This is a genomic window from Rhodococcus ruber NBRC 15591 (assembly GCF_001894945.1).
In the GTDB taxonomy this organism is placed as follows: Bacteria; Actinomycetota; Actinomycetes; order Mycobacteriales; family Mycobacteriaceae; genus Rhodococcus; species Rhodococcus ruber.
Genome location: NZ_BCXE01000013.1, coordinates 41686 through 66589, shown reverse-complemented (window position 1 = coordinate 66589; position 24904 = coordinate 41686). Strand labels below are relative to the sequence as shown.

At 71.8% G+C, this 24904-nt stretch carries 27 protein-coding genes; 7 read left to right on the top strand and 20 right to left on the bottom strand.

Annotation, left to right across the window (positions count from 1 at the left end):
- Positions 1-49 precede the first annotated feature (49 nt).
- Genes nadC through nadA form a run of 3 tightly spaced genes read right to left on the bottom strand, consistent with a single transcriptional unit; the run spans position 50 to position 3555 of the window.
- Positions 50-919: a carboxylating nicotinate-nucleotide diphosphorylase gene (nadC, locus tag RR3_RS09025; RefSeq protein WP_010595251.1), complete on the bottom strand. Its 870-nt coding sequence runs from the start codon at positions 917-919 to the stop codon at positions 50-52.
- A complete protein-coding gene (locus tag RR3_RS09020) occupies positions 920-2518 on the bottom strand; it encodes an L-aspartate oxidase (RefSeq protein ID WP_064066007.1) in 1599 nt (532 codons plus the stop codon).
- Between the two features lie 2 nt (positions 2519-2520).
- On the bottom strand, positions 2521-3555 hold the full coding sequence (gene nadA, locus RR3_RS09015; protein WP_010595249.1) for a quinolinate synthase NadA: 1035 nt from the start codon (positions 3553-3555) through the stop codon (positions 2521-2523).
- Between the two features lie 79 nt (positions 3556-3634).
- Between nadA and RR3_RS09010 the strand changes: the two genes are divergently transcribed.
- Positions 3635-4339, top strand: a complete 705-nt coding sequence (locus tag RR3_RS09010; protein WP_010595248.1) for an NUDIX hydrolase — start codon at positions 3635-3637, stop codon at positions 4337-4339.
- Positions 4340-4476: 137 nt separating this feature from the next.
- Here the strand turns inward: RR3_RS09010 and RR3_RS09005 are convergent, their stop codons facing one another.
- Positions 4477-4860 carry a winged helix-turn-helix transcriptional regulator gene (locus tag RR3_RS09005; protein ID WP_010595247.1) on the bottom strand — a complete coding sequence of 128 codons (384 nt, stop codon included), beginning with the start codon at positions 4858-4860 and terminating at the stop codon, positions 4477-4479.
- An 82-nt stretch (positions 4861-4942) separates the two neighbouring features.
- On the opposite strand from RR3_RS09005, the gene RR3_RS09000 reads away from it, so the two are divergent.
- A complete protein-coding gene (locus RR3_RS09000; protein ID WP_017681416.1) occupies positions 4943-5353 on the top strand; it encodes a RidA family protein in 411 nt (136 codons plus the stop codon).
- 60 nt (positions 5354-5413) lie between these two features.
- On the opposite strand, the gene bsaP is transcribed toward RR3_RS09000, so the two are convergent.
- Positions 5414-5608: a biotin synthase auxiliary protein BsaP gene (gene bsaP / locus RR3_RS08995; protein WP_003935826.1), complete on the bottom strand. Its 195-nt coding sequence runs from the start codon at positions 5606-5608 to the stop codon at positions 5414-5416.
- 9 nt (positions 5609-5617) lie between these two features.
- Positions 5618-6631: a biotin synthase BioB gene (gene bioB / locus RR3_RS08990; protein WP_026137926.1), complete on the bottom strand. Its 1014-nt coding sequence runs from the start codon at positions 6629-6631 to the stop codon at positions 5618-5620.
- A 127-nt stretch (positions 6632-6758) separates the two neighbouring features.
- On the opposite strand from bioB, the gene RR3_RS08985 reads away from it, so the two are divergent.
- The gene (locus tag RR3_RS08985; protein WP_040272579.1) at positions 6759-7421 is read left to right on the top strand and encodes a TetR/AcrR family transcriptional regulator C-terminal domain-containing protein; all 663 of its coding nucleotides are present in this window, start codon (positions 6759-6761) and stop codon (positions 7419-7421) included.
- A 26-nt stretch (positions 7422-7447) separates the two neighbouring features.
- On the opposite strand, the gene RR3_RS08980 is transcribed toward RR3_RS08985, so the two are convergent.
- Genes RR3_RS08980 through RR3_RS08965 form a run of 4 tightly spaced genes read right to left on the bottom strand, consistent with a single transcriptional unit; the run spans position 7448 to position 11267 of the window.
- Positions 7448-8194: a succinate dehydrogenase/fumarate reductase iron-sulfur subunit gene (locus RR3_RS08980; protein ID WP_010595243.1), complete on the bottom strand. Its 747-nt coding sequence runs from the start codon at positions 8192-8194 to the stop codon at positions 7448-7450.
- A 2-nt stretch (positions 8195-8196) separates the two neighbouring features.
- Positions 8197-10113 carry a fumarate reductase/succinate dehydrogenase flavoprotein subunit gene (locus tag RR3_RS08975; RefSeq protein ID WP_017681413.1) on the bottom strand — a complete coding sequence of 639 codons (1917 nt, stop codon included), beginning with the start codon at positions 10111-10113 and terminating at the stop codon, positions 8197-8199.
- 57 nt (positions 10114-10170) lie between these two features.
- On the bottom strand, positions 10171-10986 hold the full coding sequence (gene sdhC / locus RR3_RS08970) for a succinate dehydrogenase subunit SdhC (RefSeq protein WP_010595241.1): 816 nt from the start codon (positions 10984-10986) through the stop codon (positions 10171-10173).
- Positions 10983-11267 carry an Rv0250c family protein gene (locus RR3_RS08965; RefSeq protein WP_003935832.1) on the bottom strand — a complete coding sequence of 95 codons (285 nt, stop codon included), beginning with the start codon at positions 11265-11267 and terminating at the stop codon, positions 10983-10985. Before RR3_RS08965 ends, sdhC begins: the two co-directional genes overlap by 4 nt.
- Before the next feature lie 269 nt (positions 11268-11536).
- Here RR3_RS08965 and RR3_RS24875 point away from each other — a divergent pair, with 269 nt between their 5' ends.
- A complete protein-coding gene (locus RR3_RS24875; protein ID WP_017681412.1) occupies positions 11537-11689 on the top strand; it encodes a hypothetical protein in 153 nt (50 codons plus the stop codon).
- Between the two features lie 35 nt (positions 11690-11724).
- Entirely contained in the window at positions 11725-12153 is a 429-nt protein-coding gene (locus RR3_RS08960) for a hypothetical protein (RefSeq protein WP_010595239.1), read from the top strand.
- An 88-nt stretch (positions 12154-12241) separates the two neighbouring features.
- On the opposite strand, the gene RR3_RS08955 is transcribed toward RR3_RS08960, so the two are convergent.
- From RR3_RS08955 to RR3_RS08930, 6 genes are all read right to left on the bottom strand, one after another.
- Positions 12242-12697: an ATP-binding protein gene (locus RR3_RS08955; protein ID WP_051059605.1), complete on the bottom strand. Its 456-nt coding sequence runs from the start codon at positions 12695-12697 to the stop codon at positions 12242-12244.
- A 103-nt stretch (positions 12698-12800) separates the two neighbouring features.
- Positions 12801-13190, bottom strand: a complete 390-nt coding sequence (locus RR3_RS08950; RefSeq protein ID WP_003935836.1) for an STAS domain-containing protein — start codon at positions 13188-13190, stop codon at positions 12801-12803.
- 62 nt (positions 13191-13252) lie between these two features.
- Positions 13253-13579 carry a hypothetical protein gene (locus RR3_RS08945; RefSeq protein ID WP_010595237.1) on the bottom strand — a complete coding sequence of 109 codons (327 nt, stop codon included), beginning with the start codon at positions 13577-13579 and terminating at the stop codon, positions 13253-13255.
- 247 nt (positions 13580-13826) lie between these two features.
- Positions 13827-14522 (bottom strand): dethiobiotin synthase, encoded by a 696-nt coding sequence (gene bioD, locus RR3_RS08940; RefSeq protein WP_064066005.1) that lies wholly within the window; start codon positions 14520-14522, stop codon positions 13827-13829.
- Positions 14519-15658 carry an 8-amino-7-oxononanoate synthase gene (locus tag RR3_RS08935; protein ID WP_017681409.1) on the bottom strand — a complete coding sequence of 380 codons (1140 nt, stop codon included), beginning with the start codon at positions 15656-15658 and terminating at the stop codon, positions 14519-14521. Before RR3_RS08935 ends, bioD begins: the two co-directional genes overlap by 4 nt.
- Positions 15659-15737: 79 nt before the next feature.
- A complete protein-coding gene (locus RR3_RS08930; RefSeq protein WP_017681408.1) occupies positions 15738-17018 on the bottom strand; it encodes an adenosylmethionine--8-amino-7-oxononanoate transaminase in 1281 nt (426 codons plus the stop codon).
- A gap of 103 nt (positions 17019-17121) precedes the next feature.
- On the opposite strand from RR3_RS08930, the gene glgX reads away from it, so the two are divergent.
- Both glgX and treY read left to right on the top strand, forming a co-directional pair.
- On the top strand, positions 17122-19431 hold the full coding sequence (gene glgX, locus RR3_RS08925) for a glycogen debranching protein GlgX (protein ID WP_010595232.1): 2310 nt from the start codon (positions 17122-17124) through the stop codon (positions 19429-19431).
- Entirely contained in the window at positions 19428-21788 is a 2361-nt protein-coding gene (gene treY, locus RR3_RS08920) for a malto-oligosyltrehalose synthase (RefSeq protein ID WP_064066004.1), read from the top strand. Before glgX ends, treY begins: the two co-directional genes overlap by 4 nt.
- Positions 21789-22000: 212 nt before the next feature.
- Here treY and RR3_RS08915 read toward each other — a convergent pair whose 3' ends face one another.
- From RR3_RS08915 to RR3_RS08900, 4 genes are all read right to left on the bottom strand, one after another.
- Entirely contained in the window at positions 22001-22258 is a 258-nt protein-coding gene (locus tag RR3_RS08915; RefSeq protein ID WP_010595229.1) for a chorismate mutase, read from the bottom strand.
- A 122-nt stretch (positions 22259-22380) separates the two neighbouring features.
- Positions 22381-23172, bottom strand: coding sequence for an ABC transporter permease (locus RR3_RS08910; protein ID WP_064066003.1), 792 nt, complete (start codon positions 23170-23172; stop codon positions 22381-22383).
- Positions 23169-23942, bottom strand: coding sequence for an ABC-2 transporter permease (locus RR3_RS08905; protein WP_064066002.1), 774 nt, complete (start codon positions 23940-23942; stop codon positions 23169-23171). Before RR3_RS08905 ends, RR3_RS08910 begins: the two co-directional genes overlap by 4 nt.
- Entirely contained in the window at positions 23939-24901 is a 963-nt protein-coding gene (locus RR3_RS08900; RefSeq protein ID WP_048771011.1) for a daunorubicin/doxorubicin resistance ABC transporter ATP-binding protein DrrA, read from the bottom strand. The genes RR3_RS08905 and RR3_RS08900 overlap by 4 nt, the downstream gene beginning before the upstream one ends.
- Between the last annotated feature and the right edge of the window lie 3 nt (positions 24902-24904).

Below are 24904 nucleotides of genomic sequence, written 5' to 3'. Positions count from 1 at the left end.
AGTTGTACGCGATCGGCGCGGCCGGCGCCACGCGCGGCGCGGCGTGGCGTCACATGTCGAGACCGAGGTCGAGGACGCTCACCGAATGGGTCAACGCGCCGACGGCGAGGTAGTCGACGCCGGTGCGGGCGTAGTCCGCGGCCACGTCGAGGGTCAGGCCCCCGGAGGACTCGAGCCGAGTCCGCGGCGCGTGGGTGTTACGCCGCTGCACCGCGATCTGCGTCTGCCACAGCGGGAAGTTGTCGAGCAGGATCAGCTCGACGTTCTCGGCGAGCACCTCGTCGAACTGCTCGAGGCTGTCGACCTCCACCTCGCACTCGAGGCCGGGGGCCTGGGCCCGCACGGCCCGCAGCGCCGCGACGACCGAACCGGCGGCGACGACGTGGTTGTCCTTGATCAGCGCGGCGTCGCCGAGACCCATCCGGTGGTTGACCCCACCACCGACCCGCACCGCGTACTTCTGCAGCGCGCGCAGGCCGGGCAGGGTCTTGCGGCTGTCGCGGATCTTCGCGTCGGTGCCGGCGACGGCGTCCACCCACCGAGCGGTGGCCGTGGCGATGCCGGACAGGTGACACATCAGGTTCAGCATGGTGCGCTCGGCGGTGAGCAGGCCCCGGGTGGGTGCCTGCACCGTCAGGACGGTCTCCCCCGCCTCGGCGCGGTGCCCGTCGACGGCACGGTCGAGCACCTCGTAGGTGCCGGCGCCGAGGACCTCGTCGAGCACCAGCAGACCGATGTCGATCCCGGCGACGGTGCCGGGGCTGCGCGGCACCACCGATGCCGTGGCCACGGCATCGGCGGGCACCGTGGCGTCGGTGGTCACATCCGGGCCGTAGCGCAGGTCCTCGTCGAGGGCGACGCGCACCAGCGCGAGCGTCTCGTCCCGATCGAGTCCGGCGGGCAGCTCGGTACTGGCCATTCAGTGCGCTCCTGTGAGTTGTGGTGTGTGCAGCGTGATCTCGCCGTCCGCATCGAGCCGCGTCTCGAGGCTGCGACGCTGGGCGGGGTCGGTGCCGGGATGGTCCGAACGGGTGTGGCATCCGCGGCTCTCGGTCCGGGCGCCGGCTGCGAGGGTCAGGGCCCGGGCCGCGACGGTGAGCGCGGCGTCCTCGAGTGCCGGCGCGTCGGCGCACCGGTCGGTCGGGGCGGCAGCGAGGTTCGCCCCGGCGACGGCGAGTCCGGTCGCATCGCGGACGACGGAGGCGTGCCGGGTCATCAGCTGCTGCAGCGCCGCCCGGGGTGCGCGGGGCCGCGCGGGCAGGTCGGCGTCGGCGGTCTCGACGCGCAGTCCACCGCGTTCCTCGGCCGCTGCCACGCCGGCGCGTTCGCCGACGACGAGGCCCTCGAGCAGGCTGTTGGAGGCGAGCCGGTTGCCCCCGTGCAGGCCGGTGCGGGCGACCTCGCCCGCCGCGTACAGCCCCGGAACGCCGGTGCGGCCGCACACGTCGGTGACGACCCCACCGCACGAGTAGTGCGCGGCCGGGGCGACGGGGATCAGGTCCCGAGCCGGGTCCAGGCCCACCTGCGCGAGGGAGGCCGTGACGGTCGGGAACCGCCGCGCGAATCCCTCCAGGTGCCGCGCATCGAGCAGGACGTGGTCGTCGCCGAGTTCGGCGAGCCGGGTGGCGATGGCACGGGAGACGACGTCGCGCGGTGCGAGGTCGCCGAGGGGATGCGCTCCGGCGGTGACCGAGCGGCCGGCGCTGTCCACGAGGCGTGCGCCCTCGCCGCGCACGGCCTCGCTGACGAGTGGGCGGCGGCCGACGGATCCGGCCGCGAACAGCACGGTCGGGTGGAACTGCACGAACTCGAGGTCGGCGACGGCGGCGCCGGCGTCCAGCGCCAGCGCGATCCCGTCGGCGGTGGCGCCGGCCGGGTTGGTGCTGCACGCGTACAGCTGCCCGAGACCGCCGGTGGCCAGCAGCACGGCCGGGGCGTGGACGACACCGAGGCCCCGGCCGTCGAGGACGAGCAGCCCGGTGACTCCACCGTCGTCGGTGAGGACGCGGGCGGCGGCGGCCCCGAAGAGCACCGGCAGGCCGGCGGCGCCCAGGGCACGCTGGATCTCGGCGCCGGTGGCGTCGCCGCCGGCGTGGATGATGCGCCGGGTGCTGTGCCCGCCCTCGCGGGTGCGGGCGATGCCGCCGTCGCGGCCGCGGTCGAACACGGCGCCGAGGTCGGTGAGCGCGGCGACGGCATCCTGGCCGCCGGAGACGATGGACCGCACGGCCGCCTCGTCGCACAGACCGGCACCGGCGGCGCACGTGTCGGCGACGTGGGCGTCCACGGAATCCGCCGGGCCCGGGGCGACGACGGCGATGCCGCCCTGCGCGTACTGGGTGGCGGTGTCGGTGGGGCCGCCCTTGCTGACGGTCAGTACCCGCAGTCCGCGCCGGGACGCGGCGCGGGCGGCGGTGAGGCCGGCCACGCCGCCCCCGACCACCACGAGGTCGGCGCGGGCCTCCCAGCGGATCGTGTCCTGCCGTTCCGCTCGGGCCGCGCCGACACCGGAGGACATGGTCACTCCCCGCCGCCGGGGTTGCCGATGGCGATCATCCGCTGCACCGACTGCCGCGCCCGCTCGGCGACGGCCGGGTCGACGTGGACCTCGTCCTTGCCCTCCTGCAGGCAGCGCAGCAACGCGGCCGGGGTGATCATCTTCATGTAGGGGCAGGACGCGCGGTCGTTGACGGCCTGGAAGTCGACTCCGGGTGCGGCCTTGCGCAGCTGGTGCAGCATGCCCACCTCGGTGGCGACGAGAACCTGCTTCGCGCCGGTGGCGCGGGCCGCGTCGAGCATGCCGCCGGTCGACAGGATCTTGACCTTGTCGTCGGCGACGAAGCCCTCGCCCGCGAGGTACAGCGCGGACGTCGCGCAGCCGCACTCGGGGTGGACGAACAGCTCGGCGTCGGGGTGCGCCTTGGACTTGGCGGCGAGTTCGTCGCCGTTGATCCCGGCGTGCACGTGGCATTCGCCCGCCCAGATGTGCATGTTCTGCCGGCCGGTCACGCGCTTGACGTGGGCGCCGAGGAATTGGTCGGGCAGGAAGAGCACCTCGCGGTCGGGGTCGATGGAGGCGACGACGTCGACCGCGTTCGAGGAGGTGCAGCAGATGTCGGTCAGGCCCTTGACCTCGGCGGTGGTGTTGACGTACGACACGACGACCGCGTCGGGATGATCGGCCTTCCATTCGCGCAACTGCTCGGCGGTGATCGAGTCCGCGAGCGAGCAGCCGGCCCGCTCGTCGGGGATGAGGACCGTCTTGGTGGGACTGAGGATCTTCGCGGTCTCGGCCATGAAGTGCACGCCGCAGAAGACGATGGTGTCCTCCTCGGCCTCGGCGGCGATGCGCGAGAGGGCGAGGGAGTCGCCGACGTGGTCGGCGACGTCCTGGATGGCGGGCAGCTGGTAGTTGTGCGCCAGCAACGTGGCGTTGCGCTCACGCGCCAGTCGCCGGACCTCCTCGGCCCATTCCGGGGTCGCCTCGACGCCCGTGTAACCGGCGGGTCCGTCCTGGATCGGGGTCTGTGCGCCCGCCCACGTCGTAGTGGTCATGGCCTGCTCCTTCGCCGTGCACCGGGCGGGCTGTGCCCGGATTTCCGTATTCGGTGGTTTTCGACTTAGGATCGAAAACATGACACATGGTAGCACCCTTCACGAAGTGCTCATCGTCGTGTTCCAGGTCCGCCGATTCCCGGACACCCACGGGGGCACGAAGACCGAGCTCGGAGTGCTGCTGTGGCAGCGTGCCCTCGACCCGCAGGCGGGCACCTGGTCGCTGCCCGGAGGCCGCCTCCGCGACGACGAGGACCTCACCACCTCCGCGCGCCGCCAGCTGGCCGAGAAGGTCGACGTGCGCGAGGTGGCGCACCTCGAGCAGCTCTCGGTGTTCTCCGATCCGCACCGCGTGCCGGGACCGCGCACGATCGCCTCGACGTACCTCGGGCTGGTGCCGATCACCTCCGATCCCCGGCTACCCGGGGACACCGCCTGGCATCCCGTCTCGGACCTGCCGGCGATGTCCTTCGACCACGGGATCATGGTCGAGAACGCGCGCACCCGCCTGGCCGCCAAGCTGTCGTACACCAACATCGCCTTCGGGCTGGCCCCGGCCGAGTTCGCCATGTCCACGTTGCGCGAGATCTACTGCGCGGCACTCGGATACCAGGTGGACGCCACGAACCTGCAGCGCGTGCTCAAGCGGCGCGACGTCCTGACCCCCACCGGCACCACCGCGCCGTCCGGCCGGGCCGGCGGCCGGCCTCCCGCGCTGTTCCGCTTCACCGAGTCGCGCCTGCGCGTCACCGACGAGTTCGCCGCCCTGCGCCCGCCGGGTTGACCGGTGCCGGCGCCCGGGTGGACCCGGCGGGGCGGGGGTCAGCACCCGGGGTGATCCGCCCTGGCCCGCCGCACGGCGCCCGGATCGCACCCGGAGTTCGCGCGCACCCCGATTCCGCGAGCCCCGGACGCGGCGCCTCAGGCGAGGTCCGACTCCGCATCGAAGCGCGCGCGGGCGGCGTCGATTTCGGGCAGGTGCGCGTCGGCCCACGCGAGGAGGACGTCGACCGGCGGGCGGAGCGTCTTACCGAGCGGGGTCATCCGGTATTCGACCGCGACCGGGCGGGAACTGAGGAGCGTGCGCTCGACGATGCCGTTGCGTTCGAGTCGACGCAGGGTCGCGGTCAGCGACTTCTGCGTCACGGCGGGGATCGCGCGCCGCAGCTCGTTGAACCGGCTCGGACGCTCGCACAGCTCGTTGCACACCGCCAACGACCACTTGTCGAGGATCTGATCGAGCAGCTCACGATGCGGTGCGGTGACCGTGAGTGCACCGAGGGCGTCCGAGGTGGTATCGCGCACGACACCTAGTCTCGTTGAAGTGACCTTCGGAGACCAAGTATCACTGTGATACCTGTTCGGATCGATGAGCGAGGAGCACCCCATGACCGTTCGATACCTGACCCCCGAAGGCATGACCCAGCCCACCCCGTACCACCACGTCGCCGTCGGCACGGGCACCCGCCATGTCCACGTCGCCGGCCAGATCGCCCGGCTCGCGGACGGCACCCCCGTCTCACCCGGCGATCTGGCGGGACAGGTCGCCCAGGCGTTGCGGAACACCGCAACCGGACTGGCCGGTGCGGGGGCGGGGTTCGGCGACGTCCTGCGGCTGACCTTCTACGTCACGAACTGGGCACCGGAGAAGATCACCGACTTCATGGCGGGCCTCGAACAGGTCGCCGAGGAGATCGGGCTGCCCGTGCCGGTGCCGCCGGCCTCCCTCGTCGGCGTGGACTACCTGTTCGAGCCGGATGTGCTCGTCGAAGTCGAAGCGACCGCCATCCTCGACTGAGCCGGGTCCGGCCGCCGGCGGACGCGCTGCGACCGTGCCCGCCGGCGGCCGGCCCCCGTCTCAGCGACGTTCGGTCAGGCTCGAATCGAGCATCCCGTGCCGTGAGCACCGGGCCCACCAGCCGTCGGGGGCGATCTGCACGATCATCCGCCGTCCGCACTGCTCGCAGAACCGGGGCGGTTCGAGACCGAGCCGGGCCGCGGCCGGGACCGGGGCGCCCTCGTCCACGGGCCGGCCGGTGAACGGATTGAACACACCGGCCTCCTAGAAGGTCTCGCCGAGCGCCTTGATCGGCATCTTCAGCTCGCCGAGCAGGTCGAGGTCGGACTCGGCGGGCCGGCCGAGGGTGGTGAGGTAGTTGCCGACGATGACGGCGTTGATGCCGCCGAGGATGCCCTGCTTGGCGCCGAGGTCGCCGAGGGTGATCTCGCGGCCGCCGGCGAAGCGCAGGATGGTGCGCGGCAGCGCGAGCCGGAAGGCGGCAACGGCCTTGAGCGCCTCCGCCGCCGGCAGGACCTCGAGGTCCCCGAACGGGGTGCCCGGGCGCGGGTTGAGGAAGTTCAGGGGCACCTCGTCGGGTTCGAGGGCGGCCAGGTCGGCGGCGAATTCGGCGCGCTGCTCGAGCGTCTCCCCCATGCCCAGGATGCCGCCGCAGCACACCTCCATCCCGGCCTCACGGACCATCCGCAGCGTCTCCCACCGCTCCTCCCAGGTGTGGGTGGTGACGACCTGGGGGAAGAACGAGCGGGCGGTCTCGAGGTTGTGGTTGTAGCGGTGCACTCCCATCGCGGCGAGCTGGTCGACCTGCTCCCGGGTGAGCATGCCGAGCGAACACGCCACCTGGATGTCGACCTCGTTGCGGATCGCTTCGACACCGGCGGCGACCTGAGCCATCAGACGCGCGTCGGGCCCTCGGACGGCGGCGACGATGCAGAACTCGGTCGCGCCGGTCTTGGCCGTCTGCTTGGCGGCCTCGACGAGGCTGGGGATGTCGAGCCACGCCGAGCGGACCGGGGAGGCGAACAGTCCCGACTGGGAGCAGAAGTGGCAGTCCTCGGGGCAGCCGCCGGTCTTGAGGCTGATGATGCCCTCCACCTCGACCTCGGGGCCGCACCAGGTCATGCGGACCTCGTGGGCCAGGCCGAGCAGGTCCTCGAGCCGGTCGTCGGGCAGCCGCAGCACCTCGAGCACCTGCTCGCGGTCGAGTCCCTCGCCACGCCCCAGGACCTGTTCGCGGGCGAGGGCGAGGATGTCGGCACGGGCGGGGGCCTGGGTCACGGGAGTCTCCTGGAGGATGCGGGTCGCGGCACACTTGAACACCGTTCACTTGAACGACGTTCAGGCTAGGGTGACGGTGGTCTACTGTCAACGCGACGGATGCTCGGGAACCAGACGGGAGCGAACGGTGCAGTTGCGACGCGGCGACGTCCTCGACGGCGCGATGGCGATCCTCGACGAGTACGGGCTCGGCGACCTGACGATGCGGAAGCTCGCCACCTCGCTCGGCGTCCAGCCCGGGGCCCTGTACTGGCACTTCCCGAACAAGCAGACCCTGCTCGGGGCGATGGCCGACCGCATCCTCGACGGCGTCGCGGCCCCGCCCACCGCGTCCACGTGGGACGGCGCCCTCAGCGAACTCGCGCATCGCTTCCGCGCCGCACTGCTCGCGCACCGAGACGGCGCGGAACTCGTCGCCGCGACCTACGCGTCGCGCCTGACCACTGCGCGGGTGCGCGAGGCATTCGTCGCGGCGGGGCTCCGGGCCCGGTTGTCCCGGGCGCACGCCGAGCTCGCCGGATACGCGCTGCTGCACTACGTCCTCGGCCACACCGTCGACGAACAGTCCCGCCTGCAACTCGCCGAACTCGGGGCGCTGACCCGCAAGCCCGTCTCCCCCGACGTCGCCACCGAGACCGCGGCCGGTTCGGACGACGACCTGCTCGACGGGGATCCGGCCGTGCGCTTCGATTTCGGCCTGACCCTGTTCGTCGACGGCATCCGCACCCGGGTGCACGCGGGCGGCGCCGAGGCGCCCGGACCGAATGTCACACCGGTGCGGTTCAACTGAACGCATGTGACATTCGGCCGGACCGGTCAGCGCCGGAACAGCTTGTTTCCGAGCCAGACGATCGGGTCGTAGCGACGGTCGACGACGCGTTCCTTCATCGGGATCAGCGCGTTGTCCGTGATGTGGATGTTCTCCGGGCACACCTCGGTGCAGCACTTGGTGATGTTGCACAGCCCCAGTCCGTGCTCTTCCTGGGCGGCGGTGCGCCGGTCGGCCACGTCGAGCGGATGCATCTCGAGTTCGGCGATCCGCATCAGGTACCGGGGTCCGGCGAACGCCTCCTTGTTCTCCTCGTGGTCGCGCACCACGTGGCAGACGTTCTGGCACAGGAAGCACTCGATGCACTTGCGGAACTCCTGCGACCGCTGCACGTCGATCTGCCGCATCCGGTACTCCCCCGGCGCCAGGTCGGGTGGGGGCGCGAACGCCGGGATCTCCCGGGCCTTGGCGTAGTTGAAGGACACATCGGTGACCAGGTCCCGGATCACCGGGAAGGTGCGCAGCGGGGTCACGGTGACCACCTCGTCCTCCGCGAAGACCGACATCCGGGTCATACACAGCAGCCGCGGACGGCCGTTGACCTCCGCCGAGCAGGACCCGCACTTGCCCGCCTTGCAGTTCCATCGCACCGCCAGGTCGGGAGCCTGGGTGGCCTGCAGCCGGTGGACGATGTCGAGAACGACCTCCCCCTCGTTCACCTCGACGGTGTAGTCGCGCAGTTCGCCGCCCCCGTCGTCGCCGCGCCAGATCCTGAATGCCGCTCGGTAGCCCATGGCTACGGCCTCCGTCCCGGATGTTCCGCGAGTTCGTCGTCGGTGTAGTACTTGGCGAGTTCCTCGACATCGAACAGCGCCAACAGGTCCGGACGCATGGGCACCTGACGTTCGGGCGCGACGGTGACATCCGGGATCGAGCCGTCGCCGTCGTCCGTGCGACACACCAGCAGCGTCCGGCGCCAGTTCGGATCCATCGACGGGTGGTCGTCGCGGGTATGCCCGCCCCGGCTCTCGGTGCGCAGCAACGCCGCCCGGGCCACGCACTCGCTCACGAGCAGCATGTTGCGCAGATCCAGGGCGAGGTGCCAGCCGGGATTGAACTGCCGGTGCCCCTCCACGGCGACGTTGCGGATCCGTGCCCGCAACGCAGCGAGATCGTCGAGGGCGCGGGCGATCTCGTCCGCGCGCCGGATGATGCCCACCAGGTCCTGCATGCACTGCTGCAACCCGGTGTGCAGGGTGTACGGGTTCTCCGCCGTCGCGGGCTCGGCGGGATCGAAGGGCGCCAGCGCCGTACGCGCCGCCGCGACGACGTCCGCGTCCGCGAGGCGTGGACGGTGCCCGAGGCCCTGCACGTAGTCGGCGGCGCCGAGACCGGCGCGCCGGCCGAACACCAGCAGGTCCGACAGGGAGTTGCCGCCGAGCCGGTTCGATCCGTGCATCCCGCCCGAGCACTCGCCGGCGGCGAACAGGCCGGGCACGGACGCGGCCCCGGTCTCGGGATCGACCTCGATCCCGCCCATCACGTAGTGGCAGGTGGGGCCGACCTCCATCGCCTCGGCGGTGATGTCGACGTCGGCGAGTTCCTTGAACTGGTGGTGCATCGACGGCAGCCGCCGGACGATCTCCTCGGCGGGCATGCGTGAGGCGATGTCGAGGAACACCCCGCCGTGCGGGGTGCCACGACCGGCCTTGACCTCGGAATTGATGGCGCGGGCCACCTCGTCGCGCGGCAGCAGGTCCGGGGTGCGGCGATTGTTCTCCTGGTCGGTGTACCAGCGGTCGGCCTCCTCCTCCGTCTCGGCGTACTGACCTTTGAACACCGGCGGAATGTAGGAGAACATGAACCGTTCGTTCTCGGAGTTCTTCAGCACCCCACCGTCACCGCGTACCCCCTCGGTGACGAGGATGCCCTTGACGCTGGGCGGCCACACCATCCCGGTGGGGTGGAACTGGACGAACTCCATGTTGATCAGGGCGGCCCCGGCCCGCAGCGCGAGCGCATGACCGTCACCGGTGTACTCCCACGAATTCGACGTGACCTTCCAGGACTTGCCGATCCCGCCGGTGGCGAGGACGACGGCGGGGGCCTCGAACAGCACGAACCGGCCGGACTCGCGCCAGTACCCGAACGCACCGGCGATGCGGCCCTCGCCGTCCTTCAGCAGTTCGGTGACGGTGCACTCGGCGAACACCCGCACCCGCGCGTCGTAGTCGCCGGTGGCGGCGTAGTCCTCCTGCTGGAGCGACACGATCTTCTGCTGCATCGTGCGGATCAGTTCGAGCCCGGTACGGTCGCCGACGTGCGCGAGCCGGGGGTAGGTGTGACCGCCGAAGTTGCGCTGGCTGATCCGGCCGTCGGGGGTGCGGTCGAACAACGCACCGTAGGTCTCGAGTTCCCACACCCGGTCGGGGGCCTCGCGCGCATGCAACTCGGCCATGCGCCAGTTGTTGAGGAACTTCCCTCCGCGCATGGTGTCCTGGAAGTGCACCTGCCACGAGTCGTGCGGGTTGGCGTTGCCCATCGCGGCGGCGCACCCGCCTTCCGCCATGACGGTGTGTGCCTTGCCGAACAGCGACTTGCACACGACTGCGACCCGCAGTCCGCGCTGACGCGCCTCGATGACGGCACGCAGCCCCGCCCCGCCCGCGCCGATGACCACCACGTCGTAGCTGTGCCGTTCGACGTCCGCCATCCAGTCCTCCTCTGCTGCCGAACCGCCCGCGGCAGGCGCCCGGGCCGGCGTCGTGGCTCAGCCGACGAACCGCAGGTCCGAAACCGTGCCGCTCGCCACGAGCATGATGTAGAAATCCGTGATCATCAGGGTGCCCAGCGTGGTCCACGCCAGCTGCATGTGCCGGGTGTTGAGCCTGGAAACGAACGTCCAGACCCGGTAGCGCAGCGGGTGTTTCGAGAAGTGTTTGAGCCGGCCGCCGGTGACGTGCCGGCACGAGTGGCACGAGACGGTGTATGCCCACAGCAGCACGACGTTCACCACCAGGACGATGTTGCCGAGCCCGAACCCGAACCCGCCCCCGGCACCGTGGAACGCGAGGATCGCGTCGTAGGTGTTGATCGCCGAGATGACGAGCGCGACGTAGAAGAAGTAGCGGTGCGAGTTCTGGATCAGCAGCGGCAACCGCGTCTCCCCCGTGTACCGGGCGTGCGGCTCGGCGACGGCGCAGGCCGGCGGCGCCAGCCAGATCGAGCGGTAGTAGGCCTTGCGGTAGTAGTAGCACGTCAGCCGGAACCCGAGCAGGAACGGCAGCGACAGGAACGCCAGGGGGATCCACATGGGCAGTTCACCCACCCACGTGCCGAAGTGCCGGGCACCGGGCACGCACGACGCGCTGACGCACGGGGAGTAGAACGGCGTGAGGTAGTGGTACTCCTCCACCCAGTACGCAGTGCGCACGAACGACCGGATCGTCGCGTAGACGACGAAGACGGCCAGCCCGAGTGTGGTGAGCAGGGGCGGCTGCCACCACCGGTCGGTGCGTAGCGTGCGCGCCGCGATCCGGGCCCGCGTCGCGGAGCGCACGCCGGTGCCTGCCGCGGGCGCGCTCACCGCGAGCCGTGCAGGCCGCCGAGCCCCTCGTCGTCGCAGTCGACGCCGCGGAAGATCTCGTCGTACGGGGTGTCGGGGATCGGGATCCGCTCGCCGACCGGCCGGGACGCCTCCCGCGGCGGGGAGGCCGCCAGGTCCTGCGCGTCGATGTCGAGCCGGTCCACGTCGTTGACCAGACGACGTACGGCGGCGGCGTCGCCGTACCGCGACCGGAGCGAGGTCAGGCAGTGCCGCAGGTGACCGATGGTGCGGTGCAGTTCCTGCATTTCGGTGGTGGACATTCGTACCTCCGAGAGGTCGGTCGGCACGTCGACACCTGCCGACTCTGTGTGACAGCTATCACAGTACGACATTCGCGCGGCCTCGCAGGCGAATCCGGGTATCGACGCGCACGGGCCGTGACCGAACGGGATGCCGAGCCGGATCCGGACAGAACGGACCAGGAAATGTGAAATCTCTGCTACAGGTTTCGAAAACCTGTGCTCCGGGAAGACTTGGATGCCACTGTGAAAGCAGCACGCGCTGAAGAGAGTTAGGACAGAGAAACGTCATGCAGACCACCTTGTTCGCCTCCGCCGCCTCCCGCCGCGCCTCGGCCACTGCCGGCTCGGCCATGAGCACCGAGGAGATCAAGCGCCGTATCGAGGCGATGTTCGCCGAACCACGCACCGACGAGCAGTCGGCGGGCACCGGGCGCGCATGAGGTCGAGGACGTCGATGCGGAAAGCAGGGGATCAGATGACTTCAGGATCGATCGAGGGGGGATCGGCCGGCGAACTGCTGATCGTCGGCGACTGCTCCCGGGTGCTCGACGGCGCCCGTGGGGCCGAGTTGCGGACGTGGGCACGTGAGCACGGATTCGGACTCACCGATACCTTCGCCGGAGGCCGGGTGGTGTGCGCGATCGTCGCCGAGGAGGTGCTCGACGGCGCGTGCTCCGCGGCCGAGGCGATGACGATGCAGTCCGTGCGCGCCGCAGGCGTTCCGTGCGTCTGCGTGCACGACGCCCCCGCACGGATCCTCGAGGCACTCGCCGAGCACGACCTGCCGGTCGGTGCGGGGACCTCGCCGGCCCGGGACGTCCCGGTCCCCCTCGGGACCGTATGCACCTCGGTGTTCGCCTCGGGCGGCGACGCCGCCCTTCGCCGACACCCGCAGCCTGCCTGACTTCTCCCGGAGTGCATTCCGGCCCCGGCGCGCGAAGCGCCGGGGCCGGAATCCGTTCGTGGGCAGCGTGCCGCCCGGGCGACTCGCGTCAGCCGGTGGCCGCCGAGGTCTCCCCCGGCAACTGCCAGCGCATCGCCACCTGTGTGCCGTCGGGGTTGACGGCCAGGTCGGTATCCGAGGCCAGATTCCGGATCAGCGCCAGGCCGTGCCCCCGGGAGCTATCGGCCGCCGGCGTGGCCGAACCCCGCCAGTGCCCGTGGTCGGTGACGACGACCTCCACACACCGGTCCTGCGGCGAGTACTTCGCTTCGAGGTCGACCGTGCCGTCACCGTCATCCGCGGTGTACGCGTGCTCGACGGCGTTCGCGAGCGCCTCGTAGCTGGCCAGCAGCACGTCCTGGCCGCCGACCTCGGCGAGCCGCAAGCCGCTGAGCCAGCGGTCGAGCGCCTGCCGCAGCATCGTCACCTGCGAGGCCTCGGCCCGTACGCCGCGGAAGTACAGTCCCGTCGTCAGAAAGGCCGGTGCTACGCCTCGCGCCTGCATCCTCGTTCCCTCGTCGTCGACGGGTCCCCGCCGGATTTCCACCCCGGACACACCGGTCCGGTCGAGCCGGCGCGACCCGACCGACTCGTGCCTCCGCGGCGGTTCATGCCTCCGTGCCGGCCTTGTCGGCCTGCAGAGCGGCCAGCGCCTCGTCCAGGCGGCTGTGGATCGGGAACACCTCGTCCAGGCCGAGCAGCGACAGCGGCCGGGCGGTGGCCGAACCCTGCGCGACGACGGCGTAGGGGGTCGTGCCGGCGGTCTTCTTCGACAGGTCGACCAGCACGGCGATGCCGACCGACGCGAGGAAGTTGACTGCACCGAGGTCCACGATCAGGCCCCGGCACTTGTCGTTGCCGAGGGTGGCGACAGCTTCCTCCTCGAGCTGCGGGGCGCTGACCAGATCCACGTCACCGGCCACCGACAGCACCGCGATGTCGCCGCTCCACGCCTGGGAAACGGCCATGATCGGCTGTTCGGAAGTCGCTTCGTTCATCTGTCCATCATGCAAGACACTGTCCTCCTGTGCGATAGCGGGTCCGATCCCGGGGGTCGGAGTCAACGGGGTATACCTGCGGTGAGCAGGGCGATGTCGTCCTGCGCCCGTGCAAGAATCGATTCCGAAAGTTCGGCGACGAGGCGGGCGTCGGCCACCGGGCGGTCGGAGAGGATCGGTGCGGCGCACGAGCCGGGAGCGCGGCGGATCTGCCGCGCCCCGCCCAGCCCGTGGGCGGCCTCGAGCCGGATGCGGTCGGCGTCGACGATCGGCACCGGCGCCCCGAACCAGGACGCGGCGATCCGGCCGAACGGGCCGTCGAGAATGTGGGAGTGCGAGACCGCCCGCCTGCGGGCCGTCTCGCACTGCTGGTGATCGAGCACCCTCATCGCTTGCGCTGTCTCCTACACCGACTTCCGGTCTGCCTCGGTCGGGGATACGCAGCGGTCGACGCCGGACGCGGCGAACACTGCGTAGCACTGACGTAGGGACGCGTCGTCGGGACGCGTCCTCACTGGCACTACGGCTGGTGTCTCAACCGCACCGGATACCCTACCCGAACTCGTCGTCCTCGCACATTCGTTCACCTGCGGGAAGCGTGGCGGTGCGCCCGGCCGGGCGCCGCGGGGACAGGTGTCAGGGCCGAACCGGCAGGCCGAGCCGGTCGGCAGGCAGCCAGCGGGCGGCCTGGTCGGCGAAGGACACCGCGTCGAGGGCGCCGCTGCCCGCCGGGAGGCGCCCGAGGAGGGGCACACCGGTGACCCCGGGCAGATCCTGCAGATTGCACCGCTCGGCCAGACCCGGGTGCTCCGGCCACGCACCGATCACCACGCCCGCGCACTCGACCCCGCCGGCCCGCAACGCGGCGACGGTCAGTGCGCTGTGGTTCAGGGTCCCCAGGGCGGGGGCTGCCACCACCACGGCCGGGGCGCTCACCGCGGCGGCGACGTCGACGAGGGTGAATCCGTCCCTGCCCAGCCGGACGAGCAGCCCACCGGCGCCCTCGACGAGCACCAGGTCGTGCGCGCCGGCGAGCTCGCGTACGGCGGCGACGACGACGGGCAGGTGCAGCAGGGGCCGGCCGCTGCGGCGCGCCGCGGTGTCCGGCGCCAGGGGCTCCGGGTAGCGGGCCAGTTCCACGGTGTGCACGCGTCCCCCGGTGAGCCGGGCGATCTCGGCGAGGTCGCCGGGAGCCTCGTCGGCCACCCCGGTCTGTGCCGGTTTGCACACGGCGACCCGCAGCCCCGCCGCCACCGCCACGGCGGCGTAGGCCGCCGTGACGACGGTCTTGCCCACGTCGGTGGACGTGCCGGTCACACACAGGACCGTCATGACCGTGCCCCGGACAGCACATCGGTGAGGACGTCGTCGATGTGGGCGAGTTCGTCGGCGTCCAGGTTCGCGCGGGCCGTCAGCCGCAGCCGGGACGTGCCCTCGGGAACGGACGGCGGCCGGAAGCATCCGACGTGGACCCCCCGGCTGCGGCACGCCTGCGCGGCGTCGAACGCGACCTGCGGGTCCCCGAGCACCACCGACACCACCGCCGACGTGGGGGCGGCGACCCCGGCGATCCGGGCCAGGTCGGCGGCCCGCTCGAGCACGGCTCGGGCCCGGTGCGGCTCGTCACGCAACACGCGCAGCGCACCACGGGCGGCGCCGACGGCGGCGGGCGCGAGACCGGTGTCGAAGATGAAGGTGCGGGCGGCATCGATCAGGTGGGCCCGGACGCGGGCGTCGGCGAGCACCACGCCGCCCTGCGACGCGAGGGACTTCGAGAGCGTGGCAGTGACCACGACGTCCGGCTCACCGGCGAGACCCGCCTCGTGGACGAGTCCGCGACCGCCCCCGCCCCGGACCCCCACCCCGTGGGCCTCGTCGACGAGCAGCAGCGCGTCGTGTGCCCGGCACGCCGCATGCAGTTGCTGCAGCGGCGCGAGGTCCCCGTCGGCGCTGAAGACGGAGTCGGTGAGCACGAGGGCACGCCGCTCGGTGCGGGTCGCGAGCGCCGTCCGCACGAAGTCGACGTCGGCGTGCGGGGCGATCTGCACCCGTGCGCGGGAGAGCCGGCACGCGTCGACCAGGGACGCGTGGCAGCCCGCGTCGGAGACGATCAGGGTGTCGCGGTCGGCGAGGGCGGTGACGGCGCCGAGGTTGGCGGCGTACCCGCTGGCGAACACGAGACCGGACTCGGCGCCGGTGAACTCCGCGAGTTCACGCTCGAGCAGTTCGTGCTCGCTCGTGGTGCCGGTGACGAGGCGGGACCCGGTGGCGCCACCGCCCCAGCGGCGCAGCGCGGCGGTCGCGGCGGCGAGGACCTCGGGGTGCCGGACGAGACCGAGGTAGTCGTTGGAGGCGAGGTCGACGATGCCCGGCGCCGGGGTGCGCGGATGCAGGGTGCGGCGCAGGCCCGCCGCGCGCCGGGCGTCGGCGACGTCGTCGAGCCAATCCAGGCTGGCGAAGGCGGTCATGCCCGCAGACCATACCTGAACACCGTTCAAGTCGGAATGCGGGCGGCGTGCCCGGCTCGTCCGGCACCCCACGGCGGGGTCAGGTCCGGGCGGCGGCGCACATCCCCGCGGCGATCATCCGCACGTCGTCGGCCGTGCAGATGTACGGCGGCATCGCGTAGATCAGGTTGCGGAACGGACGCAGCCACACGCCGGACGCGACGGCGGCCGCCGTCGCGGCGCGCATGTCCACGGGCCGGTCCAGTTCGAGCACGCCGATGCCGCCGAGCACCCGCGCGTCCACCACGCCCGGCAGCTCCCGCGCCGGCGCCAGACCCGCTTCGAGGCCGGCGCCGAGCGCGGCGACCTCGCCGCGCCAGTCGCGCGAGAGCAGCAGCTCCACGGCAGCGACGGCCACCGCGCACGCGAGCGGATTGCCCATGAACGTCGGGCCGTGCATGATGCCGCCGCCCTCGCCCGCGCTGACCGCCTCGGCGACGGCCGACGTGCACAGCACCGCCGCCAGCGTCAGATATCCGCCGGTCAGCGCCTTGCCCACGCACATGACGTCCGGCGCGACGGCCGCGTGATCGGCGGCGAACAGCTCCCCGGTGCGACCGAACCCGGTGGCGATCTCGTCGAAGATCAACAGCAGGCCATGGGTGTCGCACATCCGGCGCAGCTCGGTCAGGTAGCGGGGGTCGTGGAAGCGCATGCCACCCGCGCCCTGGACCACCGGCTCGACGATCACGGCGGCCAGCTCGTCCGTGTGGGCCTCGAGCGTGGCCTCGAACTCGGCGACGTACGCCGGGTCGAACTCGCGCGGCGGCGCCGGCGCGAACACCTGCCGCTGCAGTACGCCGGTCCACATCGAGTGCATGCCGCCGTCGGGGTCGCACACGCTCATCGGCGCGAACGTGTCACCGTGGTAGCCGCCCCGCCAGGTCATGAGCCGGTGCCGTCCCGGCCGGCCCACCGCGCGCTGGTACTGCAGGGCGAGCTTGACCGCGACCTCCACCGACACCGACCCGGAATCGGCGAGGAAGACCTTGTCCAGGCCGTCGGGGGTGATCCGCACGAGCAGCTCCGCGAGCCGCGCGGCCGGCTCGTGGGTGAGCCCGCCGAACATCACGTGGCTCATCCGCCCCAGTTGGCGCGTGACCGCCGCGTCGAGGGCGGGGTGGCGGTATCCGTGCACGGCGGCCCACCACGAGCTCATGCCGTCGACGAGTTCCCGGCCGTCGGCCAGCCGCAGCCGGGTGCCGTGGGCCTCGTCGACCACGAGCGGCACGGTCGATGCGGGAACGGCCCCGTAGGGATGCCACAGGTGCGCCGCGTCGAGCGTGGCGACCTCGTCGGGATTCAGGCGGCGAACGGTCACGGGGTCCGACTGTAGGCGTCCGCGCCGCGCGGCCGGTCGGCACCTGCGCCGGACCGGCTCACTCGGTCCGTACACGACCGAGGATCCCGCTAGGGTTGCCGTCATGGAACCCACCGAGCCGAGCACGTCCACCGAGGCCCTCCCGGCCGAGATCCCGGTGTGGCCGGGGAACGCCTATCCGCTCGGCGCGACCTACGACGGGGCGGGGACGAACTTCGCCCTCTTCTCCGAGGTCGCCGAGAAGGTCGAACTGTGCCTGATCGCCAAGGACGGCACCGAGACCCGCGTGCCGATCGAGGAGGTCGACGGCAACGTCTGGCACGTCTACCTCCCCACGGTGACCCCCGGCCAACGCTACGGCTACCGCGTCCACGGCCCCTACGATCCGGGGCAGGGTCTGCGCTGCGATCCGAGCAAGTTGCTGCTCGACCCGTACGGCAAGGCCTTCGACGGCGCGTTCGACGGCGATGCGTCGCTGTTCTCGTACGCCATGACGGGGTCCGAGGCCGAGGAGGCCCCGTCGGAACCGGAGCAGTCGGACGCGGCCGCGGAGGACGCCTCCGGTGCGGACGCTCCAGGTGCGGCCACCGCGGAGTCGGGCGACGAGAACGACACGCCGGCCGAGTCCGCCACCGAGCCCAAAGAACCGTCGAATCCCGATTTCCCCCAATTGGATTCGCTCGGACACACGATGACGACCGTGGTGATCAACCCGTTCTTCGACTGGGTCTCCGATCGGCATCCGCGCCGGCCCTACTACGAGACCGTCATCTACGAGGCCCACGTGAAGGGCATGACCGCGACCCATCCGGGCGTGCCGGAGCAGTTGCGCGGCACCTACGCGGGGCTGGCCCACCCGGTGATCATCGAGCACCTGCAGAGTCTCGGGGTCACCGCGATCGAACTGATGCCCGTGCACCAGTTCATGCAGGATCAGGTGCTGCTGGACCGGGGCCTGCGGAACTACTGGGGCTACAACACCTTCGGCTTCCTGGCTCCGCACCTGGACTACTCGTCGGCCAGCAACCCGAGCGGCGTCGTCGCCGAGTTCAAGGCGATGGTGCGCGCCTACCACGAGGCGGGCATCGAGGTGATCCTCGACGTGGTGTACAACCACACCGCGGAGGGCAACCACATGGGGCCGACGATCTGTTTCCGCGGCATCGACAACGCCGCCTACTACCGGCTGGTCGACGACGACAAGTCCTACTACATGGACTACACCGGCACCGGCAACAGCCTCAACGCCCGCCATCCGCACACCCTGCAGCTGATCATGGATTCGCTGCGCTACTGGGTGACCGAGATGCACGTCGACGGATTCCGCTTCGACCTGGCCTCCACCCTGGCCCGCGAGCTGCACGACGTGGACCGGCTGTCCGCGTTCTTCGACCTCGTGCAGCAGGATCCGATCGTCTCGCAGGTCAAGCTGATCGCCGAGCCGTGGGACGTCGGTGAGGGCGGCTACCAGGTGGGCAACTTCCCCGGCCTGTGGACCGAGTGGAACGGCAAGTACCGCGACACGGTCCGGGACTACTGGCGCGGGGAACCGGCCACGCTCGGCGAGTTCGCCTCCCGGCTCACCGGCTCGTCGGACCTGTACGAGGCCACCGGCCGCCGGCCGAGCGCGTCGATCAACTTCGTCACCGCCCACGACGGCTTCACCCTCGCCGACCTGGTCTCCTACAACGAGAAGCACAACGACGCCAACGGCGAGAACAACATGGACGGCGAGTCACACAACCGCTCGTGGAACTGCGGCGTGGAGGGCCCGACCGACGACGCGGACGTGCTCGCGCTGCGGCAGCGGCAGAGCCGCAACATCCTGGCCACGCTGATGCTGTCCCAGGGCACCCCCATGCTCGCGCACGGCGACGAGTTCGGGCGCACGCAGCAGGGCAACAACAACGTCTACTGCCAGGACAACGAGTTGTCCTGGATGGACTGGTCGCTGGCGGAGACGAACGCGGACCTGCTCGAGTTCACCCGCAACGTGATCGCGCTGCGCCGGTCGCACCCGGTGTTCCGGCGACGGCGGTTCTTCGAGGGCCGCCCGATCCGCAGCGGCGAGCAGTCCCGTGACATCGCCTGGCGCACCCCGGCGGGCGAGGAGATGACGCCGGAGGACTGGGACAGCGGGTTCGGCAAGTCGCTGTCGGTGTTCCTCAACGGCGAGGGCATCCACGAGCCGAACCAGCGCGGCGAACGGGTCGTCGACGATTCGTTCCTGCTGTGCTTCAACGCGCACGACGAGCCGATCGATTTCGTCACCCCCGACGGTCCGCACGCCGAGGAATGGTCGGTGGCGCTGGACACGGACGTGCCGGACGGGCTGCGCGAGCAGGTGGTGACCGCCGGGGAGTCCGTGCGGGTGCAGGCCCGTTCGCTGCTGGTGATGCGGAGGACCGCATGAGCCCGCGCCCGGTGTCGTCGACGTATCGGCTGCAGCTCACCGGCGACGGGACGACCTTCGCGGACGCGATCGCGCTCGTGGACTACCTCGACGCGCTCGGCGTCTCCCACGTGTACCTGTCCCCCGTGCTCAGCGCCGCGGCCGGCTCGACCCACGGGTACGACGTGGTGGATCCGACGACGGTGTCGGCGGCGCTCGGCGGCCGCGAGGGTCTCGCGGCCCTGGCCCGCGAGGTCCGCTCCCGCGGGATGGGTCTGCTGATCGACATCGTCCCCAACCACGTCGGCGTCGGCGATCCGCGGGAGAACCCGTGGTGGTGGGACGTGCTGCGGCACGGCCGCACCTCGCCGTACGCGACGTACTTCGACGTCGACTGGGACGCGGACAACGGCTGCGACGGCCGGATCGCCCTGCCCGTACTGGGGTCGGCGACCGACGTCGAGGATCTGACCGTGGACCGTACCGGTGACGAGCCGACGCTGGCCTACTACGAGCGGCGCTTCCCGATCGCCCCGGGCACCGACGCGGGAACCGGAGCGGAGGTGCATGCGCGGCAGGCGTACCGGCTGGTGCCGTGGGACAGCGGCCTGATCGGATACCGCCGGTTCTTCACCGTCGACGATCTCGCCGCGGTGCGGGTGGAGGATCCGGCGGTGTTCGACGCGGTGCACGCCCAGGTGGCGTCGTGGATGGACGACGACCTCACCGACGGCGTCCGCGTGGACCATCCGGACGGACTGGCGGACCCGACCGGCTACCTGCAGCGGTTGCGCGAACTCGTCGGCCCGGACCGCTGGCTGGTCGTCGAGAAGATCCTCGGCGACGGCGAACCGCTCGACCCGACCCTGCCGGTCGACGGCACCACCGGCTACGACGCGCTCGGCGAGGTCGGTGCGGTGTTCCTCGATCCGCGCGGTGAGAAGGACCTCGACGCGCTCTCGCGTGACCGCACCGGCGCGCCCGGCGACGCGCAGTGGCTGCACGCGCAGGAGAGACAGCTCAAGAGCACGGTGCTGCAGGCGGGTCTGGCACCGGAGGTGCGCCGGCTGGTGCGGGCGGTCCGCCGGGACGCCGCCGATGCGACCTGTCCGGACGAGCACCTGCGCGACGCGGTGATCGCGGTGGTGGCGGAGCTGCCCGTGTACCGGTCCGACTACGCGCCCCTGGCCGGGATGCTGCCCCGCATCCTGGGTGAGTGCGCCCGCGCCGAACCCGCGCTCGAACCCGCGCTCGAGGTGCTGTCGCGGGCCCTGGCCCGGGGCGCAGAGGCGGCGGCCCGGTTCGGGCAGGTGTGCGGCGCCGCGACCGCCAAGGCGGTCGAGGACTGCCTGTTCTACCGCGCGGCGCGGCTGGTCTCCCTCCAGGAGGTCGGCGGCCACCCGGGCCGGTTCGGGCTGCCCGTCGCCGAATTCCACCTCGCCTGGTCGGAACGGGCGCGGTGGTGGCCGCGTGCGATGACGTCGCTGTCCACCCACGACACCAAGCGCGGCGAGGACGTCCGCGCCCGTATCGGGGTGCTCTCGCAGGTGCCGCAACTGTGGGCGGCGTGCCTGTCCGAATGGGAATCCGTCACACCGCCCCCGGACGCCGCCTCGGGACTGTTCTTGTGGCAGAACATCTTCGGGGCCTGGCCGCGTGACGGTCGAGTGACGGAGGAGCTGCGGTCCCGGCTGCACGAGTACGCCCGGAAAGCCCTGCGGGAGAACGGCGTGCGCACCACCTGGACGGAGGTGGACGAGGAGTTCGAGGGCGCGGTGGCGGCCTGGCTCGACGCGGTGTGCGACGGGCCTGTCGGCGCGTCGCTGACCGAGTTCGTCGCGTCGCTGGCCCCGCATTTCTCCGCGGACTCGCTCGGGCAGAAGCTGCTGCAGCTGCTCGGACCCGGCATCCCCGACGTGTACCAGGGCACCGAGTTGTGGGAGGACTCGCTCGTGGACCCGGACAACCGGCGGCCGGTGGACTTCGCCGCGAGGCGCCGGCTGCTCGAGCAGGACCCGCCGCCGGCCGTGGACGACGCCGGTACCGCGAAGCTCGCGGTCGTGCGGTCGGCGCTGCGGCTGCGCCGCGAACGGCCGGCGAGCTTCGTCGGTGGCGCCTACGTCCCGCTGTCCGCGTCGGGTCCGGCCGCCGCTCACCTCATCGGGTTCGGGCGCGGCCCGGCGGCCGACGACGTCGACGTGGTGGCGCTCGCCTCGCGGCACACGGTCACCCTGGAGGAGACCGGATGGGGCGACACGACGCTCGACCTGCCGCCGGGCCGCTGGGTGGACCGGCTCACCGGGCGGCGGCTGTCGGCAACGGTGTCGCCGGGGGAGGTGTTCGCGGACCTTCCCGTAGCCGTGCTGGCCCGCGACTAGGACTGCGCCCGGGGGTGGACAACCCCTCCCGGCGACGCCGGGAGGGGTTGTCCGGATGCTCGATGATGCGGCGAAGGTCCGGTGGTGCGGGCGGCCCCGCGGACAGTGGGTGTGGACCCGGGACCGCCCCGCCGACGACCGACCGGATGAGGTCCGTGTCGACACCCGGAACGAGGGGTGTCGCCCGGCACCGTCGGGCGCGCTCCGCACCGCTAACGCAGGCGCAGCAGGACCAGGGCCAGGGCCGTGCCGTCCTCCCCGAGCTCGGCGGCGTAGCGACGGATCATGCTCATGTCGTGGGCGTGGGTGACGCGGGGCGCCCCCGTCCCGACCCGGAGCTGCCCGATCCGTCGCTCGAGCGCGACACGGCGCCGCACCACGGCGAGGATCTCGGTGTCGAGACTGTCGATGTCGGCGCGCAGACGGGGCAGTTCGGAGTCGGTGGTGCCTGGTTCGGCAACGGCGGTCATTTTGCCTCCCTTCGGGATTCGGCGTGTTCACTGGATCGATCCTCCCGTACCCGGGGGCCGCGAACCAGCCACCCCGGGTGGCGGATTCGCCACCCTGCCGGGATCACCGGCGGCGGATCCGGTCACAGGGCCCGCCGGTATCCGCGGATCACCGGCACGGCGCACACCGCGACCAGGGCCACCGACCAGGCCACGGTGCGCACCAGCGGGCCCTGGACGGCGCCGCCCAGGGCCAGCGCCTGCATCGTCTCGACGGCACTGGTCATGGGCTGGTTGCGGATCACCGGCGCGAGCACGTCCGGGTACGCACCGATCGGCACGAACCCCGGATTGAAGAACAGCATCAGCGTGCACAGCAACGAGATCGCTTCGATGACCACCGTTTTCGCGGCCATGAATGCGGCCGCGGTGACCAGCGCGGCAAACGCCAGCCCGAACAGCACCGGTACGGCCAGGAAACCGATCGCGGCGAGCGGGCCGCGGTGGAAGCGGAAACCGAGCACGACCCCGGCGGCGACGACGACGACGGTGGTCACGGTGATGCGCACCGCCTCGGCGAGGAATCTCGACGCCAGCGCCGAAGCCCGGTGGACGGGCAGCACCCACAGCCGCGCGGGCAGCCCGGCCTCGCACTCGCGGCCGAGCGTGACGGCGCCGGCCAGCGAGCCGAGCAGCGCGCTCATCACGACGACCATCGGCACCGTCCCGTACAGCGCGTCCTGCCCGGCGAACGCCGAGACCTGCCGGCCGAGCACCGCCTCGAGCATGAGCAACAGCAGCACCGGGTAGGCGAGGCTCTGCAGCACCGTCATCGGATCCCGGCGCCAGCGGGTCAGCAGGCGCCCGGCCTGCAGGCCGGTGTGCCGCACGAGAGCGGGAACCGAATTCTCGGGTGTGGTCACGGTGGTGCTCATCGCTGCCTCCGGTTCGTGCGGGTGGCCAGGGGGACGACGACCAGGAGGATCCCGCCGAGCCACAGCAGCGTCGGCGTCAGGGTGGCGCCGGTGCCGTCGGCAAGCCCGCGCAGGCTCGACGCGAACTGGGAGACGGGCTGGTTGCGGACGAACGGCTGGATCCAGGCCGGGAACTGGTCGATCGGAACGAAGCCGCAGGAGAGCATTCCGAGCACGAGCTGCGGCAGCATCAGTGCCTGCGTGGTGGCCTCCGGGCTGCGGAACACGGTGCCGAGCACATCGGCCCCCAGCGTGAGGACCGTGCCGATGGTGAGCGCGAGTACGCAGAACCCGACGGCCGCGGTGGCCCCGGCGAATCGGAAGCCGATCACGTACCCGCAACCGATCGCCGCCGCCAGCGACAGCGCGCACTTGACGGTGCTCGCGGACAGGCGTGCGGCGAGCGGCACGGCCGCCGCGATCGGCATCGTCGCGAACCGGCGGTCGATGCCGTGCACCGCGTCGGTCGCGGCCAGGAACGCGGCGGAGATCGCGGTGAAGGCCACGGCCTGCAGCGCGATCAGCGGCATCAGGAACTGCCCGTAGTCGACGGCCCCGCCGGTGAACAGGGCGATCACCCGTTGCAGCGGCACGTAGAACCCGACGGTGAACACGAGCGGCGCGACGAGCGCGGTGACGAGTTCGCCGCCGCGGACGGCGGGGATCAGGGTGCGCGCGGACAGCACCCACCACTGGTAGAGGGGCGACGGTGCGGCGGTCGTCGTGGTCATGCCACCACCTCGAATCGCGGCCGGGCGGCGGTGAGGGCGAGGAAGACCTCGTCCAGCGACGGCCGCCGCAGCGCGATGTCGGAGACGGCGACGCCGTGGGCGGCGACGGCCGTCGCGACCTGCGCCAGGGTGCCCGCGCCGTGCGGGGCCGGGATCGTGACGCGGTCGGCGGCGACCTCGACCACCGCCGCCGGGGCGAACCGGCGGAGCACGTGCGCCACGGCGGGCACGTCGGCCGCCCGCACCGGGACGACTTCGCAGAAGGTGGCGCCGACGCGCTGCTTCAGCTGGGCGGGGGTGCCCTCGGCGACGACCGTGCCCCGGTCGATGACGACGATCCGGTCGGCGAGCAGGTCGGCCTCCTCGAGGTACTGCGTGGTGAGCAGCGTGGTGACGCCCTGCGCCTTGAAGCCGGCGATCAGATCCCAGACCCGTTGGCGGCTGCGCGGATCGAGGCCGGTGGTCGGCTCGTCGAGGAACACCACCCGGGGCGGGACGACGAGCCCGCACGCGATGTCGATGCGGCGGCGCATGCCGCCGGAGTACTTGCCGACCCGCCGGTCGGCGGCATCCTCGAGGTCGAACTCGGCGAGCAGTTCCCGCGCGCGGGCTCGGGCCGCGCGGCGCCGCAGCCCGAGCAGACGGGCGAACAGGACGAGGTTCTCGAAGCCGGTGAGCATGTCGTCGAGGGCGGCGTACTGACCGGTGAGCATCACCGCCCGGCGCACCCCGGCCGGGTCGGTGACGACGTCGTGCCCGGCCACGACGGCACGTCCGGAATCCGGCCGCAGCAGGGTGGACAGGATGTTCACGGTGGTGGTCTTGCCGGCGCCGTTGGGGCCGAGGACGCCGAGGACCTCACCGGGCTGGGCGGCGAAGCTCACGCCGCACAGGGCCGGGACCGGCCCGAAGCTCTTGGTGACGGCATCGACGAGGACGGCGGGGGTCGAGGGGGACATGGT